This window comes from Aliiroseovarius sp. xm-d-517, assembly GCF_013283135.1.
Classification (GTDB): domain Bacteria; phylum Pseudomonadota; class Alphaproteobacteria; order Rhodobacterales; family Rhodobacteraceae; genus Aliiroseovarius; species Aliiroseovarius crassostreae.
In genome coordinates this window covers 2,697,908-2,713,554 of record NZ_WBXT01000001.1, presented here as the reverse complement: position 1 = coordinate 2,713,554, position 15,647 = coordinate 2,697,908, and the positions used below count along the sequence as shown (strand labels likewise).

Here is a 15,647-nt window from a genome sequence, read left to right as displayed (position 1 = left end):
TCCATGGCGCTCTCCCCCCTCAACCAGCGCCGCTGGCGCAATTTCCGCCGCAACGGGCGCGCTTTCTGGTCGCTGATTATCTTCTGCCTGCTGTTTGGCCTGTCGCTGATCGCGGAACTTCTGGCCAATGACAAACCGATTTTGGTGAGCTATCGCGGCGAGTTTTATGTGCCGATCATGAAATTCTATCCCGAAACCACCTTTGGCGGCGATTTCAGGACCGAAGCCCCCTATGGGGATATCGAGGTGCAATGCCTGATCAAAACCGGCGGGCTGGAAGCCTGCTGGGACGCCCCCGACGAGGTGATCGCCGAGGCCGCAACCGGTCAGTTCGAAGGTGCACCTGTCGAAGCCGGGTGGCTGTTATGGCCCCCGATCCCCTATAGCTACACCACTATTGTCGACACGGGCGGGGCCGTGCCCTCAGCCCCCAGTGCGCAAAACTGGCTGGGCACCGATGACACGTCGCGCGATGTGCTCGCGCGGGTGATCTATGGCTTTCGGCTGTCGGTGGTTTTCACCATTGTCGTGACCCTGCTGACCTCGGTCATCGGCATTGCCGCGGGGGCGATCCAGGGCTATTTCGGCGGCAAGACCGACCTGATTTTCCAACGCCTGCTGGAGATCTGGGGCTCTACCCCATCGCTTTACGTCATCATCATCCTGTTTGCCATTCTCGGACGCAGTTTCTGGCTCTTGGTCTTTGTGACCGTCCTGTTCGGCTGGCCGGCGCTGGTCGGTGTCGTGCGGGCCGAGTTCCTGCGCGCACGCAATTTCGAATATGTCCGCGCCGCGCGCGCGCTTGGCGTCTCGAACCGGGTCATCATGTATCGCCATGTTCTGCCCAACGCGATGGTGGCCACGCTCACGCTCCTGCCGTTCATTATCACCGGCACGATCTCAACCCTGGCAACGCTGGATTTCCTCGGTTTCGGCCTGCCCTCCTCTGCGCCATCGCTGGGGGAACTGACCCGTCAGGCCAAGGCCAACCTGCAGGCGCCCTGGCTTGCCTTCACCGCCTTCCTGACCTTCTCGATCCTGCTGTCGCTGCTTGTCTTCATCTTCGAAGGGGTGCGCGACGCCTTTGACCCGCGAAAGACGTTCCAATGACGGATGCCCGCGTTCTGAAAGTTGACAATCTGCAGATTTCCTTCCGTCAGGACGGGCAGCTTCACCCGGCGGTGCGCGGGGTGAGTTTCGAGGTCGGGCATGGGGAAACCGTGGCGCTGGTCGGCGAAAGCGGATCGGGCAAATCGGTGACCGCCCTGTCCACCGTGGGACTGTTGCCTGACAGCGCGCAGATCGCGGGCTCCATCACCTATGAAGGGCGTGAGATGATCGGCGCCTCGCTGGCTGATCTCAGGGATGTGCGTGGCAACGATATCAGTTTCATTTTTCAAGAACCGATGACCTCGCTCAATCCGCTGCACACAATCGAAAAGCAGCTGGCGGAAAGCCTGGAACTGCATCAGGGGCTGCGCGGAGAGGACGCGCGTGTGCGCATCCTCGACCTGCTGAACAAGGTGGGGATCCGCGATGCCGAACGGCGCCTGTCCGACTATCCGCACCAGTTATCCGGCGGTCAGCGCCAACGGGTGATGATCGCCATGGCGCTCGCAAATGGGCCGGACCTGTTGGTCGCGGATGAACCCACCACCGCACTGGACGTCACCATTCAGGCACAGATCCTCGACCTGTTGATGGAGTTGAAAGAGAGCGAAGGGATGAGCCTGCTTTTCATCACCCATGACCTTGGCATCGTGCGCCGGATCGCCGACCGGGTCTGCGTGATGAAAGGGGGTGAGATCGTCGAGACGGGCCCAACCGCCGAGATCTTTGCCAATCCGCAAAATGATTATACCAAAACGCTGATCAACGCCGAAGCAGGCGGCCGCCCGGAACCGGTGGACGCCGAGGCGCCGATCATCGCCGAAACCAAGGACCTGCGCATCTGGTTCCCCATTCAGCGCGGGCTCATGCGCCGCACCGTGGGCCATGTCAAAGCGGTCAATGCTGCCTCGTTCACGGTCCGGGCCGGCGAAACGGTGGGCATCGTGGGTGAAAGCGGATCGGGCAAGACCACTCTGGCGTTGGCGGTTATGCGGCTGATCCGGTCGGACGGGCCGGTCGTCTTTCTGGGCGAAGACATTCAGGGGCGAAAATCACGCCAGCTGCAACCGCTGCGCCGCGACATGCAAATCGTGTTCCAAGACCCCTATGGCTCGCTGTCACCCCGCATGACCTGCGAAGAGATCATTGCCGAAGGGCTGACCGTGCATGGGGTGCAGCCGGGCCGCAACAGACGTGAGATGGTGGCTGAAATCATGGAAGAGGTCGGCCTTGACCCCACCACGATGGACCGCTACCCACACGAGTTTTCAGGGGGGCAGCGCCAGCGCATCGCCATCGCCCGCGCGATGATCCTGCGCCCGAAACTGGTGGTGCTCGACGAACCCACCTCGGCCCTCGACATGACCGTTCAGGTGCAGATCGTAGAGCTTCTGCGCGGGTTGCAGAAAAAATACGGCCTCGCCTATCTGTTCATCAGCCATGACCTGCGCGTGGTCCGCGCCCTTAGCCACAAGGTGCTGGTGATGCGCGCGGGCGACATTGTCGAAAGCGGTCCCGCGGATCAGATTTTCGACGCACCGGGCACCGATTACACCCGCGCGCTGATGGCCGCAGCCTTTGACATGAAAGCCTCGGACGCGGTGTCGCAATAAATCCTGATCACAAGCCTGACAAAACAGCAAAGGGCGCCGGAAAACCGCGCCCTTTTGTTTTGTTTCGAACTCTACCTGTGCTGCAAGTTAGTGGGATCAGCTCGGCCCCAACACCTTGCACTCCGTATTCCGGGCGCTCAGGCGGCGACAGGCAAGGTCGGCCTGCTCCTCTGTCATTCCGACAAAATTCGCATACCATCCCTTCGGACGCTTCACCACTTTGCGCAGCGCATCATCCAGCGTGTCGATCTCTTTCAGCGCGGTTTTCAGCAACAGGCGCTCCGCCTGATACCGCGACCCGAGGATACCGACATTGATGCCCCAATGGCGTCCACCGGACGTGGACATCCGCGTCACCACTTCCTGTGGCACAGGATCGGTGGGCGTTTTGGCGCGGGCCGCAAGCACGATCCCCGCAGGACGCGGGCGCGGGGCCATGACAGAAGCCGGAGCCAGAAGGCTGCTGGCGACCGGGCGCGTCGCAGATGTCTGCGCCACAACCAGCGACGGGGCGGGAACAGGGGCGGGAACAGGCGCAACCGGAGTTGCCGCGGCAACCACAACTTCCCGGTTCACCTCTTCGACCGCCTCGGCGATCCCCTCACTCAGCGCCGCCAATTGCGCGGAGGTAACAGGTTCCGCTGTGGTCTCAGGCGTTCCTGAAGCGGGGCGCAGCATTGGGCGCGGACTGGTTTTCACCGCCCCCACCAGACGAATGGTCTTGCCCGCCCCTTGCGGCGTGCCATTACCCTGATAGGTCGGTTTGGCCGGTTTGCGCACAGCCACACGGCTGGGGGCACGACGGAACCCAAGGTCCATCAGTTCCGCCACTTTTGCATTGCGCGATGCGGTGGACCGCCCGCCAAACACGGTGGTGATAATCCGCTCGCTTCCGCGCTGCGCAGAGGCAACAAGATTAAAACCGGCCGCACGTGTATACCCGGTCTTAATCCCATCCGCACCGCGATAGCTGTTTAGAAACCGCGTGTTGGTGTTGTTCACCCGCCGCATTCCGGCATCCGCCGTCCGGCGCGAGAACAGGTTGTAATAATCCGGGTAATCATAAAAAACATGCCGCCCCAGGGTCGTCATGTCCCGCGCCGTGGACAGGTGGCCGCTTTCCGTCAGGCCATTGGCATTCTTGAAATGCGTCCGGGTCATCCCCATCGCCTTGGCGGTCCGGTTCATCCTGCGGGCAAAAGCGGCCTCTGATCCCGAAATCGCAATCCCGATCGCGGTGGCGGCATCATTGGCGGATTTGATGGCAGCGGCACGAATCAGATAGCGCAGCTTGATCTTCTGCCCGGCCCGCAGCCCCAGCTTCGAGGGCGGCTCAGCGGCCGCCTTTCTGGTGATCGTCACCACCGTATCCAGAGAGATTTCCCCGCGAGATACTGCTTCAAATGCAATATAAAGCGTCATCATCTTGGTGAGTGACGCCGGGTGCAGCCGGGTATCGGCATTGCGGGCATGAAGAATTTTACCCGAGCGCGCGTCCATCACCATGGCCGCATACGGCGCAGCCACCACATGCCGGACCGAAACCGCCGACATAACGCAAAATACTGCGAGAAATAGCCAAAAACTGGCCCACTGCCCAAGACGTGTCTGCACGTCGCTTACCTTTTCTGCCTCAAATCAGACATGCCCTGTTCGGGTCTGCGTCTGAAATCGGGTCTGACGCCCGTTCATTTATTTTTTTCAGCGTAACACGAGAATTCCAATCATGGAAAGTCAATTTTCCCTTGTTTTGCGAGAGGTTCCGCGCCGTGACCTTCTGACCACGCCACAAGTTTGAGTGTCCTTGCACGGGCAGACCACAACATCTGCCGTTTGCCCCCCCGCAGGATCGACCAATCACCCCACCTGTTCGAATTCCGACGATGTATCTGCGACCCAAACGCCACCAGCGCACAACATCAGCCCTCCGCCCAAGATCCCGCCATACCCTCATCCCCCCTGCGCCCGCTGCAACGAAACCAATTGTTGTGACTTTTATGCGCAGTCTGTTAAGAGCCTCGTGATATTCGGGGCCTCTGACAGGGGGAACCGGTCCTTTTGAAACTTCCGCGCCGTCCCTATATACTCGGCAAAGCACCAGACTGGCCCAACCGGGCCCGGCTGCAAACATGACAGATCTTCGGAGAAGCCCCGTGCGTTTTGACCCCATCCTCATGACCACCGCGCAGCACAACGGCGGAAGCGACGATGATGGCGATCTGGGGGTGGCGCTGGCCACCAAACCCAAGACCAAGCGACCGCCGATGTACAAGGTCATGATCCTGAACGATGACTTCACCCCGATGGAATTCGTGGTGATGATCCTTGAACGCTTTTTCGGCATGAACCATGCGCAGGCGTTCGAACTGATGTTGACCGTTCATAAAAAGGGTCTGGCCGTTGTGGGCGTCTTTTCCTTTGAAATCGCCGAAACCAAAGTCACCCAGGTCATGCAGTTGGCGTGCGAGCATCAGCACCCGCTGCAATGCACCATGGAACGAGAATAATCCCATCAACCCTCTGAGCGGAGGCTGAACATGTTTCACACCCGTTTTGCCCTCGCATCTGGCGAGGCTGGCCTTACCCTGCCCGAAGACGGACAGATCGCGATCTTTGGCCCGACGCCCGACATGGACTTGTCCGGGCTTCCCCGTGAACGCACCGTGATCATCGCGCCGGATTTCCCGGCCCATGCGACCTGGCAGGCACAGGGCTGGTCTGTGTCCCCCACCCTGCCCGCGCAAGACATCGCCGCCGCAATCATATGTGTTCCACGCGCCAAAGCCTTGGCACAGGCCTGGGCCGCGGAGGCCAGCAAAGCCGCGCAGGGCGGGCTGATCGTTCTGGATGGGCAGAAAACCGATGGTATCGACAGCCTGCTGAAACTGCTCAAAAAGCGCGCCTCACCTGACGGGGTGATGTCCAAGGCCCATGGCAAGATTGCCTGGCTGCACGGTGCCGACCTGTCCGACTGGGCGGCGAAGGACACGGTGATTGCAGGGGATTTCATCACCCGTCCCGGCGTCTTTTCCGCAGATGGGATCGACAAGGGATCCGCTGCCCTGATTGAGGCCCTGCCGCAGACGCTCAGCGGGCGCGTGGCGGATCTCGGCGCGGGCTGGGGGTATCTGTCACGACATATTCTGGCGCAAGACGCAGTAGAGCATCTCGACCTGATTGAGGCCAATGCCACGGCGCTGGACTGCGCGCGGCGCAATATCACCGATCCGCGTGCTCATTTCCTGTGGGGGGACGCCACGACCTATCTGGCCAAAGCGCCCTATGACACGGTGGTCTCCAACCCACCCTTTCACACCGGACGCAAGGGCGACCCGGATCTGGGTCGCGCATTCATCCAGACAGCGGCAAAGATCCTCAAGGGGGCGGGCCAGTTCATCATGGTCGCCAACCGCCACCTGCCCTATGAAGACACGCTGGCGCAGTATTTCCGCGACGTGTCCGAAATCGGCGGGACCTCGGGCTTCAAGGTCATCCGTGCCACCCGGCCGGACACAAAGTCACTTCGCACGACCCGGTAAGATCGCTTAGGGTCGGGCTGGGGAATCAGGAGAACCGCATGTCTTTTTCCATCGCAGGCAAAACTGCCATCGTCACTGGGGCCGCCAACGGGATTGGTCTGGCCATCGCCCGCCATTTTGCCGATCACGGCGCAAATGTGGTCTGTGCGGACATGGACGAAGAGGGCCTTTTGAAAGAATGGGGGAACAACCCCGAGGATGATGAGGGCAGCAGCTCCAACACCCGGATATTTGCCGGTGACCTGCGTGAAAAGCTGACCATCGCCAATCTTCTGTCGGCAACAATTGACGCGTTTGAGCAGGTCGACATCCTGATCAATGCATCGCGCCAGGTGATGATCTCGGATCCGCTGGATGCGGACAATACCGCGATGCGCACCCTTCTGGACCAGAACCTGATGACCAGTCTGCGGTTAAGCCAACTGGTCGCAAAGCGGATGATCCAGCAGGGACTGGACCTGAGCGAAGATGACCAGGACACGCCGCTTGGCGCCATCGTGAACCTTTCCTCGATTGCCGCCTGCCGCACCCAGCCGGGCCTCCTGGCCTATTCGGTGGCCTCTGCGGCGGTGGATCAGATGACCCGCTCCTTGGCGGTGGCGCTGGCGCCCAGCCGGATCCGTGTCAACGCGATCAGCTTTGGGTCCCTGATGAGCGCAAGCCTGCGCGAAACCATCAAGGCCAATAAATCCACACGTGCCGACATTATCGAAGGCACGCCTTTGGGGCGGATTGCCAGCGCCACGGAAATTGCTGAGGCGGCCCAGTTCCTCTGCTCGGACGGGTCGAGTTTCATGACCGGCCATATCCTGCAGGTCGATGGCGGGCGGAGCCTGCTGGATGTGGTCTCCAACCCCTCGCACTGACACCCCTCGGCTCGGCGCACGCCTCTCTGCGGCAACACGCGGGTTGGCCTGTGCTGTCAAAACCTGATAGCTCGGGTCCAAGAAAACCGCGCAATCAGGTAAAGGATCAAAACAATGGACATGATGCAGGATCAGAAGGCGCGGGCAAGCGCGTGGTTTCACGAGTTGCGCGACCAGATCGTTGCCCGATTTGAAGCCCTCGAGGACAGCCAGACCACCGGCCCCTTTGCCGACGCACCCGCCGGGCGGTTCGAAGTGACCAAAACCAAGCGTCAGGGCGACGATGGCGCGGATGCCGGCGGGGGGCTGATGTCCGTCCTGCGCGGAGGACGCGTGTTTGAGAAAGTCGGCGTGAACATTTCCACCGTTCACGGAACGCTGGGCGAAGCCGCACAGGGCGCGATGGCGGCCCGCGGCGTGCCTGGCATCAAGGATGATCCGCGCTTCTGGGCCTCGGGCATTTCGCTGGTGGCACATATGCAAAACCCCCATTGCCCGGCCGTGCATATGAACACCCGCATGTTCTGGACCCCGAACGCCTGGTGGTTCGGCGGGGGATCCGACCTCAATCCCTGCATCGAATATGACGAGGACACGGCCCATTTTCATGAGGTGCAAAAGCAGCATCTCGACCCGCATGACAAGACGCTCTATCCGGAATTGAAGGCCTGGGCGGACGAGTATTTCTATGTGCCACATCGCGGGCGCGCACGGGGCGTGGGCGGCATCTTTATGGATGATCGCAACTCGGGCGACTGGGAGGCGGATTTTGCCCTGACCCAGGATATTGGCCGGGCCTTTCTGCCTGCCTTTGTTCCCGTCACCGAAAAGCGCCGCAACACACCCTGGAGCGAGGCGGACAAGGACACCCAGCTGGTCCATCGCGGCCTCTATGCCGAGTATAATCTGGTCTATGACCGCGGAACCAAGTTTGGCCTGGCGACGGGGCATGACGCCAATGCGGTGCTCATGAGCCTGCCGCCTATGGCGAAATGGATCTGACCGGGGGGGAACGATGGCGCAGGTCGGGGATGAAGTTCACGTAAACGACAAGATGCAATCGGGGTATTCCTATCGTCTGGAGACCCCGGTGGGTGCGGAGTTTGCCCCCGGCTTCACCCCGCATCACAGCCCGGCCGAGATGCTCGCCATGGGGGTGTTCGAGGGCAAATACCTCAATGATTGCCGCGACGAGTTTCCGCAAACCTGGTTTGACGGGGCCAAATTGTCGGACCGCCCGGATGAGACCGTAAACTTCTTTGGCGTGAAAAGCCGCCAACCCCTGTCGGTCTGGCGTGAGAAGGGATGGATCTTCGGGCCTGATCCACGTGGATGGTTTCAGTGGTATTGCCGCTACTATATGGGCCGCCGCCTGCCCGATACCGACGCTGCCCAGATCAAACGCTGGCGGGCCTTTGCCCGGCATGCGGGCCAAATCCGGGCCAATTGCGATCCGGGGGATGTCTTTTGCCGCCCGCGCCAACGTCAGGCCCTGTTGCAATGGGCCTATGATCCGTTGATCTGAGGGCGAGGCAGCTTGCTTTGCACCACGCAACCGGGCAGATTGTTTTAAAGGAAATGAAAGGCCCGGACGTGACCACTTTCAAGCTCGACAATTTTCTACCCTATCAGATCGCCGTGCTGTCCAGCCGGATCAGTGCCGGGTTTGAACGCCATTACCGCAAGGCCTATGGCATTTCCGTGTCGGAATGGCGCGTGGTCGCACATCTTTCCCAGGCCGACAGCGTCAGCGTGCGCGAGATCCACAAACGCGTGGATATGGACAAGCCAAAGGTCAGCCGGGCGGCCTCTCGGCTGGAAAGCGCGGGCTATGTTACCAAGACCGTAAACCCGAACGACCGACGGTTGGTAGAGCTGAGCCTGACCGAAAAAGGCCGCGAGATGATGACCGCCCTGACCCCGATTGCGGACGCTTATCAGGCGGAGCTGGAAGCACTTTTGCAGGATCCGGACGGGTTCCACCACCAGATCAACGCGCTGCTTCGGGACCTGAACACGGGTCCGGGCAAAGATGACGCCGCGACCTGATCCCACTTTCCCTTTCTGACGGGGCGTCACAAAAGACAGCTCCCACCCGCCGTGGCACAGTCTTGTGTGAACGGTTCGAAACGTAAGGGGATCACCATGACCGATATCGTAATTCTGGGCGGCGCCCGCACCGCCATCGGCACCTTTGGCGGCAGCCTCTCCGGCATCGCCCCCAGCGCCCTGGGCGCGCATGTGACCCGCGAAGCCATGGCCCGCGCCGGGGTCGAACCGGGGCAGATTGGCACCGTGGTCTTTGGCCATGTGATCAATACCGAACCCCGCGACATGTATCTGTCGCGCATTGCCGCGATGGAGGCCGGTATCCCCGACACAACCCCGGCCATGAACGTGAATCGCCTTTGCGGCTCCGGCGCGCAGGCGGTGGTGTCGGCCACGCAGGCGCTGATGCTGGGGGATGCTGACTTCGCCATTGCCGGTGGTGCTGAAAGCATGAGCCGCGCGCCCTATATCCTGCCCGCCACCCGCTGGGGGCAGAAAATGGGAGACGCAGGCGCGCGGGACATGATGCTCGGCGCGCTGAACTGCCCCTTTGGCACTGGTCATATGGGGATCACCGCTGAAAATGTCGCAGAAGAGCATGATGTCAGCCGCGCCGATCAGGACGCCTTTGCACTGGAAAGCCAATCCCGCGCCGCCAAAGCCATCGACGCCGGGTATTTCGACGATCAGATCGTGCCGGTCGAGGTCAAGCAGCGCCGCGAGCTGGTTGCGTTCAAACGCGATGAACACCCCAAGGCGACCACGCTGGAGGCGCTGTCAGGATTGCGCCCGGCCTTCAGGAAAGACGGGTCCGTCACCGCCGGGAATGCGTCTGGCATCAATGACGGGGCCGCCGCGATGGTGCTGGCCCGCGCCGAGGCCGCTGAGGCCGCAGGGCTTACGCCGCGCGCCCGCATCCTGGGCTATGCCCATGCCGGGGTGCGCCCCGAGGTGATGGGCATCGGCCCGGTCCCGGCGGTCGAGAACCTGTTGGCGAAAACCGGGCTTTCGGTGGCAGATTTCGACGTCATCGAATCAAACGAAGCCTTTGCTGCCCAGGCACTTGCGGTCAACAAGGGGCTGGGCCTGGATCCGGCGAAAGTGAACCCGAACGGGGGCGCCATTGCCCTTGGCCATCCGGTTGGCGCAACCGGCGCGATCATCACGCTGAAAGCACTTTATGAGTTGGAGCGCATCGGCGGGTCAAAAGCCCTGATTACCATGTGCATCGGCGGCGGACAGGGCATCGCCATCGCCATCGAGCGGACCTGAGCGTTTCGCCCCACACGGGGCATCCAGCAGGCTGACTGAAACAAAAAGGGCGCCCAACTGGCGCCCTTTTCCGTTACAAAACCAGAATACTAGTTTTCTAGTTTTCTAGTTTTCTAGTTTTCTAGTTTTCTAGTTTTCTAGTTTTCTTAAAGAGTGGTTACCAGCGACAGGCGTCAAGGAGCAATCGTCCCTGAGACCGCCTCACTTCCAGTCAAAGAAATCATCGTCCACACGCGACAGCAGGTCAGCGGCCAGTTTGCGGCCCAGTTCAGGACCATCGGCAATCGCGCCGGTAATCTGATCCGAAACGGCCTCAGATCCATCCACCCGCAGGATTTCGCCCTTCAGCGTGATCTGGTCGCCATCCAGCGTGGCCAGCGCCCCAATCGGGGTCTCACAGGATCCGTCCAGCGCACCAAGGAAAGCGCGCTCGCAATCGAGCCGTTGCCCGGTGGTGGTGTCATGGATCGCGGCCAGCATGGTCTTTGCGCGCTCATCTGCGATACGGCGCTCGATCACAATCGCCCCCTGCGCCACGGCATTCAGCATATCTTCGGTCGGGATAGCGGTTTTCGGCACCTCATCCATCCCCAGACGGTTGAGCCCCGCCATCGCAAGGAACGTTGCCTCGGCCACACCTGCCTCAAGCTTTTTCAGGCGGGTCTGCACATTGCCACGAAATTCGACCACATTCAGGTCGGGGCGTTTATTGAGCAGTTGGGCCTTGCGGCGCAGCGAGGAGGTGCCCACCACCGCCCCCTGCGGCAGGTCCGCGATGGATTTATATTTGAACGACACAAACGCATCACGCGTATCTTCACGCGGCAGGTAACAGTCCAGCACCAGCCCTTCGGGCTGCTCCACCGGCATGTCCTTGCAGCTATGCACCGCGATGTCGATGCGACCGTCCAGCATCGCCTCTTCGATTTCCTTGGTGAAGAGCCCCTTGTTGCCAATCTCTTTCAACGGTTTATCCGCGTCGATCATCGAGCGGTTGTCGCCGGTTGTGTGGATCACCACAATTTCGAACGCCTCTTCCGGCAGGTCGAACGCAGCCATCAGGCGGGACCGGGTTTCAAAAGCCTGCGCCAGCGCAAGCGGGCTGCCACGGGTGCCGATCTTGAAGGGGGCTTCGGCGGTGGGAACGGGGGTGAGATTATTGTGTGTCATGGGCCTCATTTAACATGCAGAATCAACATGTCCATAACATAGGTCAAACACATGCGACCGAGACTATGCTTGACATCGCGGGCCGAACGGGCGAGTGCCGTGATTGAATTGACAGGAAAGGCGTAAGACATGAGCGAGCAAAAGACGATCCTGCGGGCCCTTGCGGGTGAAACGCTGCCGACCCCTCCGATCTGGATGATGCGTCAGGCCGGGCGTTACCTGCCGGAATATCGCGCCACGCGCGCCCAGGCCGGGGATTTCCTGTCGCTGTGTTACAATTCCGAGCTGGCCGCCGAAGTGACCCTGCAGCCCATTCGCCGTTACGGGTTTGACGCAGCGATTCTGTTTGCCGATATTTTGCTGCTGCCCCAGGCCCTTGGCGCGGATCTGTGGTTTGTGACCGGCGAAGGGCCGCGTCTGTCGACCATCACCAGCCAAGGCGATTTCGACAAGCTGGTGGGCAAGGACGACATCCATGATCACCTCGCTCCGGTTTATGAAACCGTGCGCATTCTGCGCCGTGAACTGCCCAGCGAGACCACTCTGATCGGGTTTGCCGGGATGCCCTGGACCGTGGCGACCTATATGATTGCCGGTCAAGGCACCAAGGATCAGGGCCCGGCCCATGCGTTGAAGGCCGAGAACCGCGCCCTGTTTGAAGCGGTGATGGATCGCCTGACCGAAGGCACCATCGAGTATCTGTCGAAGCAGATCGAGGCTGGCGCCGAAGTGGTGAAGCTGTTTGACAGCTGGGCAGGATCGCTGAAGGGCGAGGATTTCCAGAAATACGCGGTGGAACCCGCCCGCGTCATCACGCAGGAACTGAAACGCCGCCATCCGGGCATTCCGGTGATCGGCTTCCCGCGTGAAGCGGGCGAGGGCTATATCGGGTTTGCCAAGGCCACCGGCGTGGACTGCGTGGCGCTGGACAATTCGGTCAGCCCCGAATGGGCAGCGGAAAACGTGCAGGTCGACAGCTGTGTGCAGGGCAACCTCAAGTCGAGCCATATGGTCACCGGTGGCCAGGCGCTGGTCGACGAGACCCGCGCGATTGTGGAAGCGTTCAAGAACGGTCCGCATATCTTCAACCTGGGTCACGGCATCACCCCCGATGCCGACCCGGAGAACGTTCAACTGATGATCGACACGATCCGCAACGGATAATCGGGAAAGGGGCTCTGCCCCTCGCCTTTTCAAGGCTCACCCCGAGGTATTTTCAGCAAGAAAAAGGGCGCGGATCTTATGTCGCGCCTTTTTTGATGCGTGGTTCTACGGGCTTGCCATATGCGCCTATCCCGTGTCTTGTGGCCCAGTTGTATTTTGGGAGGAGCGCCTTATGCGGGTTGGGATTTTTTCGCTGATCATCGCCTATGTTCTGAGCCAGTTCTATCGGGCTTTTCTGGCGGTGATGACCCCTGCGCTGAAGCTTGATCTCGGGGCAACACCCGAAGACTTGGCGCGGGCATCTGGCGCGTGGTTCCTGATCTTTGCCCTGATGCAGTTGCCGGTGGGCTGGGCGCTGGACAATATCGGGCCCCGGCGGCTTGCGGCAGGCCTGCTGGCAATCGGCGGAGGTGGGGGCGCGCTTTTATTTGCCAATGCCACCCATCCTGATCACATCCTTTACGCCATGATGATGATTGGTGTGGGGTGTTCACCAGTGCTGATGGCGTCATATTTCATCTTTGCACGGATGTATTCCCCTCGCGTGTTCGGCACCATGGCGGGCATGGTGATCGGTTTCGGAGCCCTAGGAAATATCGCGGGGGCACTGCCGCTTGCGCTGGCGGTCGAGAGCTTTGGGTGGCGAGCCTGCCTTTGGGCATTGGCCGCTGTTACGTTCCTTGTTGCCCTGATCATCATGGTAACGGTGCAGGACCCCCCGAAAATCTCGCATCAGGATGGGCAGAAAGGGTCCGTTCTGGACCTGCTAAAACTGCCTGCGCTTTGGGCAATTTTTCCGATCATGTTCGTGAATTACGCGGCGGCGGCGGGTCTGCGGGGAAGCTGGGCCGGACCGTTCATGCGCGATCTTTACGGTCTGGATGCCACGGGGATTGGTTGGGTCACCATGGGGATCGCCTTTGCAATGGTTTTGGGAAATTTCGCCTACGGCCCGCTGGATCGCCTGTTCGGCACACGCAAATGGGTGATTTTCATCGGCAACATGATAGCGGTCAGTTTCGTCTTTGCCTTATGGGCGATGCCCGCATCTGGGGTTTGGACCGTGGCCCTCCTGATGGCAGGCATTGGGTTGTTTGCCTCGAGCTTCCCATTGATCATGGCCCATGGGCGCAGCTTTTACCCGCCACATCTGGTCGGACGAGGTGTGACCTTGATGAATATGGTTGGGATCGGTGGCGTGGGCTTTTTCCAGTTCAGCTCAGCCACGGTGTTCAAATCGGCGCAGGCATTCGGAGCGGGCAGCACCGCCGCTCCCTATCAGGCTGTCCTACTTTATTTCGCGGTGCCGATGTTGGTGGGTTGCCTGCTCTATCTGTTCAGTCAGGACCGCATGGACTAAGCCCGCCTTATACAGCGGGGAAAGAAAAGGGCGCCCAAATCAGCACCCTTTTGTGTATTATTTACGAGGCTTTCTTACGGCGACGACTGCCCCCCGGGCGTCCGCCAGATGGCACGCCCGAGCGAGATTTCCCACCAGCCGAACGGCGTTGATCGGATTTGCCACCAGAGGGTTTGCCGCCGCTCTGGTTGCCACCCTGACCACGATGGCCACCACCGGAACGACCACGACCGCCGCCGCCACCCCGACCTTGACGGGTCGGGCGTTTTTCCTCTTGCGGGCGTTCGCCACCCAGCACCGGGATCGAGATTTTCATCAGTTTTTCAATGTCACGCAGCAGGCCCAGCTCAACCCCGGACACAAAGCTGATCGCATCACCATCGGCACCTGCGCGGGCGGTGCGGCCAATGCGGTGCACGTAGTTGTCAGCCACTTCCGGCAGATCGAAGTTGAACACATGGCTCACGCCCGGAATGTCGATCCCGCGTGCTGCGACATCGGTGGCGACAAGCACGCGCGCTTCACCTGCACGGAAGGCTGCAAGGGCGCGGTCGCGCTGGCCTTGCGATTTGTTGCCGTGGATCGACACCGCTTTAAAGCCTTCAGCCACCAGCTTTTTCATCAGCCGTTCAGCACCATGTTTCGTGCGCGAAAAGACCAGCGACAACCCATCGGGTTCGCCCCGCAGATGCTTGATCAGCAGGCGCGCCTTGTCTTCTTTGTCCTGCGCATAATAGACGCATTGGGTGATCTTATCGGCGGCCTTGCCCGGAGGGGTCACCTGCACTTTGGCGGGATCGGTCAGATAAGCGCGCGACAGCTCTTCCATCTGTTTTGGCATGGTGGCGGAAAACAGCATGGTCTGGCGCGGCGTGCCAAGTTCGGGCGCGATCCGGCGCAGGGCGTGGATAAAGCCCATGTCGAGCATCTGGTCCGCTTCGTCCAACACAAGGAAAGTTGCCGTATCCAAACGAATGGCCCGGCGGTCCATCAGGTCAATCAGACGACCGGGTGTGGCCACAAGAATGTCCGTGCCGCGGTTCAGCTGTTCGATCTGGCGGTTGATCGACACACCGCCCACCACGGTCATCACCTTCAGGTGGGTGCCCTTCACATAGTCCCGCAGGTTCACCGCAATCTGGTTCACCAGTTCGCGGGTGGGCGCAAGCACCAGCGCCTTGATCGACTTCGGCTGGCGCTTGTCATGGTTGCGCAACAGCTGGTGGATCAGCGGCAGGCCAAAGGCGGCCGTCTTACCGGTGCCGGTCTGCGCCAGCCCCATCACGTCGCGGCCCGACAGGACCAGCGGGATGGCCTGGGTCTGAATGGGGGTCGGCGTGTCATATCCAGCCTCTGAAACAGAGGTCACCAGCTTCGGGTCCAGCCCGAGCTCTGCAAATTTTGTCATGATCATCTTTCTGGCACGCACACGGGCGCACCGTTTCACACGGGTCAGGGGCCGCGCCACGCGTCAGCCCATCGCTTCGGTTGCGACCAGCGCTCG

At 60.8% G+C, this 15,647-nt stretch carries 14 protein-coding genes; 11 read left to right on the top strand and 3 right to left on the bottom strand.

What is annotated here, in order from left to right; translation table 11 throughout:
- Nucleotides 1–3 precede the first annotated feature (3 nt).
- Nucleotides 4–1,110, top strand: coding sequence for an ABC transporter permease (locus tag XMD517_RS12950; RefSeq protein WP_173484889.1), 1,107 nt, complete (start codon nucleotides 4–6; stop codon nucleotides 1,108–1,110).
- On the top strand, nucleotides 1,107–2,723 hold the full coding sequence (locus XMD517_RS12945; protein ID WP_173484888.1) for an ABC transporter ATP-binding protein: 1,617 nt from the start codon (nucleotides 1,107–1,109) through the stop codon (nucleotides 2,721–2,723). Before XMD517_RS12950 ends, XMD517_RS12945 begins: the two co-directional genes overlap by 4 nt.
- Nucleotides 2,724–2,819: 96 nt before the next feature.
- Here XMD517_RS12945 and XMD517_RS12940 read toward each other — a convergent pair whose 3' ends face one another.
- Complete coding sequence (locus XMD517_RS12940; protein WP_173484887.1) at nucleotides 2,820–4,277, bottom strand: D-alanyl-D-alanine carboxypeptidase family protein; 1,458 nt, start codon at nucleotides 4,275–4,277, stop codon at nucleotides 2,820–2,822.
- 620 nt (nucleotides 4,278–4,897) lie between these two features.
- Between XMD517_RS12940 and clpS the strand changes: the two genes are divergently transcribed.
- The 7 genes from clpS (at nucleotide 4,898) to XMD517_RS12905 (ending at nucleotide 10,449) form a co-directional block, all read left to right on the top strand.
- Nucleotides 4,898–5,230 carry an ATP-dependent Clp protease adapter ClpS gene (gene clpS / locus XMD517_RS12935; RefSeq protein WP_173488060.1) on the top strand — a complete coding sequence of 111 codons (333 nt, stop codon included), beginning with the start codon at nucleotides 4,898–4,900 and terminating at the stop codon, nucleotides 5,228–5,230.
- A 30-nt stretch (nucleotides 5,231–5,260) separates the two neighbouring features.
- Nucleotides 5,261–6,262, top strand: a complete 1,002-nt coding sequence (locus XMD517_RS12930; protein WP_173484885.1) for a class I SAM-dependent methyltransferase — start codon at nucleotides 5,261–5,263, stop codon at nucleotides 6,260–6,262.
- Nucleotides 6,263–6,300: 38 nt separating this feature from the next.
- Nucleotides 6,301–7,128, top strand: coding sequence for an SDR family NAD(P)-dependent oxidoreductase (locus XMD517_RS12925; protein WP_173484884.1), 828 nt, complete (start codon nucleotides 6,301–6,303; stop codon nucleotides 7,126–7,128).
- Between the two features lie 120 nt (nucleotides 7,129–7,248).
- Nucleotides 7,249–8,130 carry an oxygen-dependent coproporphyrinogen oxidase gene (hemF, locus tag XMD517_RS12920; protein ID WP_173485576.1) on the top strand — a complete coding sequence of 294 codons (882 nt, stop codon included), beginning with the start codon at nucleotides 7,249–7,251 and terminating at the stop codon, nucleotides 8,128–8,130.
- Nucleotides 8,131–8,143: 13 nt separating this feature from the next.
- A complete protein-coding gene (locus tag XMD517_RS12915; RefSeq protein ID WP_173484883.1) occupies nucleotides 8,144–8,653 on the top strand; it encodes a hypothetical protein in 510 nt (169 codons plus the stop codon).
- 53 nt (nucleotides 8,654–8,706) lie between these two features.
- Complete coding sequence (locus XMD517_RS12910; RefSeq protein ID WP_173484882.1) at nucleotides 8,707–9,177, top strand: MarR family winged helix-turn-helix transcriptional regulator; 471 nt, start codon at nucleotides 8,707–8,709, stop codon at nucleotides 9,175–9,177.
- A 96-nt stretch (nucleotides 9,178–9,273) separates the two neighbouring features.
- Nucleotides 9,274–10,449 (top strand): acetyl-CoA C-acyltransferase family protein, encoded by a 1,176-nt coding sequence (locus XMD517_RS12905; RefSeq protein ID WP_173484881.1) that lies wholly within the window; start codon nucleotides 9,274–9,276, stop codon nucleotides 10,447–10,449.
- 201 nt (nucleotides 10,450–10,650) lie between these two features.
- Here the strand turns inward: XMD517_RS12905 and hemC are convergent, their stop codons facing one another.
- On the bottom strand, nucleotides 10,651–11,619 hold the full coding sequence (gene hemC, locus XMD517_RS12900; RefSeq protein ID WP_173484880.1) for a hydroxymethylbilane synthase: 969 nt from the start codon (nucleotides 11,617–11,619) through the stop codon (nucleotides 10,651–10,653).
- Between the two features lie 129 nt (nucleotides 11,620–11,748).
- Between hemC and hemE the strand changes: the two genes are divergently transcribed.
- Nucleotides 11,749–12,783, top strand: a complete 1,035-nt coding sequence (gene hemE / locus XMD517_RS12895; RefSeq protein WP_173484879.1) for a uroporphyrinogen decarboxylase — start codon at nucleotides 11,749–11,751, stop codon at nucleotides 12,781–12,783.
- A 172-nt stretch (nucleotides 12,784–12,955) separates the two neighbouring features.
- Nucleotides 12,956–14,143, top strand: a complete 1,188-nt coding sequence (locus XMD517_RS12890) for an MFS transporter (protein WP_173484878.1) — start codon at nucleotides 12,956–12,958, stop codon at nucleotides 14,141–14,143.
- Between the two features lie 61 nt (nucleotides 14,144–14,204).
- Here the strand turns inward: XMD517_RS12890 and XMD517_RS12885 are convergent, their stop codons facing one another.
- The gene (locus XMD517_RS12885) at nucleotides 14,205–15,551 is read right to left on the bottom strand and encodes a DEAD/DEAH box helicase (RefSeq protein WP_173484877.1); all 1,347 of its coding nucleotides are present in this window, start codon (nucleotides 15,549–15,551) and stop codon (nucleotides 14,205–14,207) included.
- Between the last annotated feature and the right edge of the window lie 96 nt (nucleotides 15,552–15,647).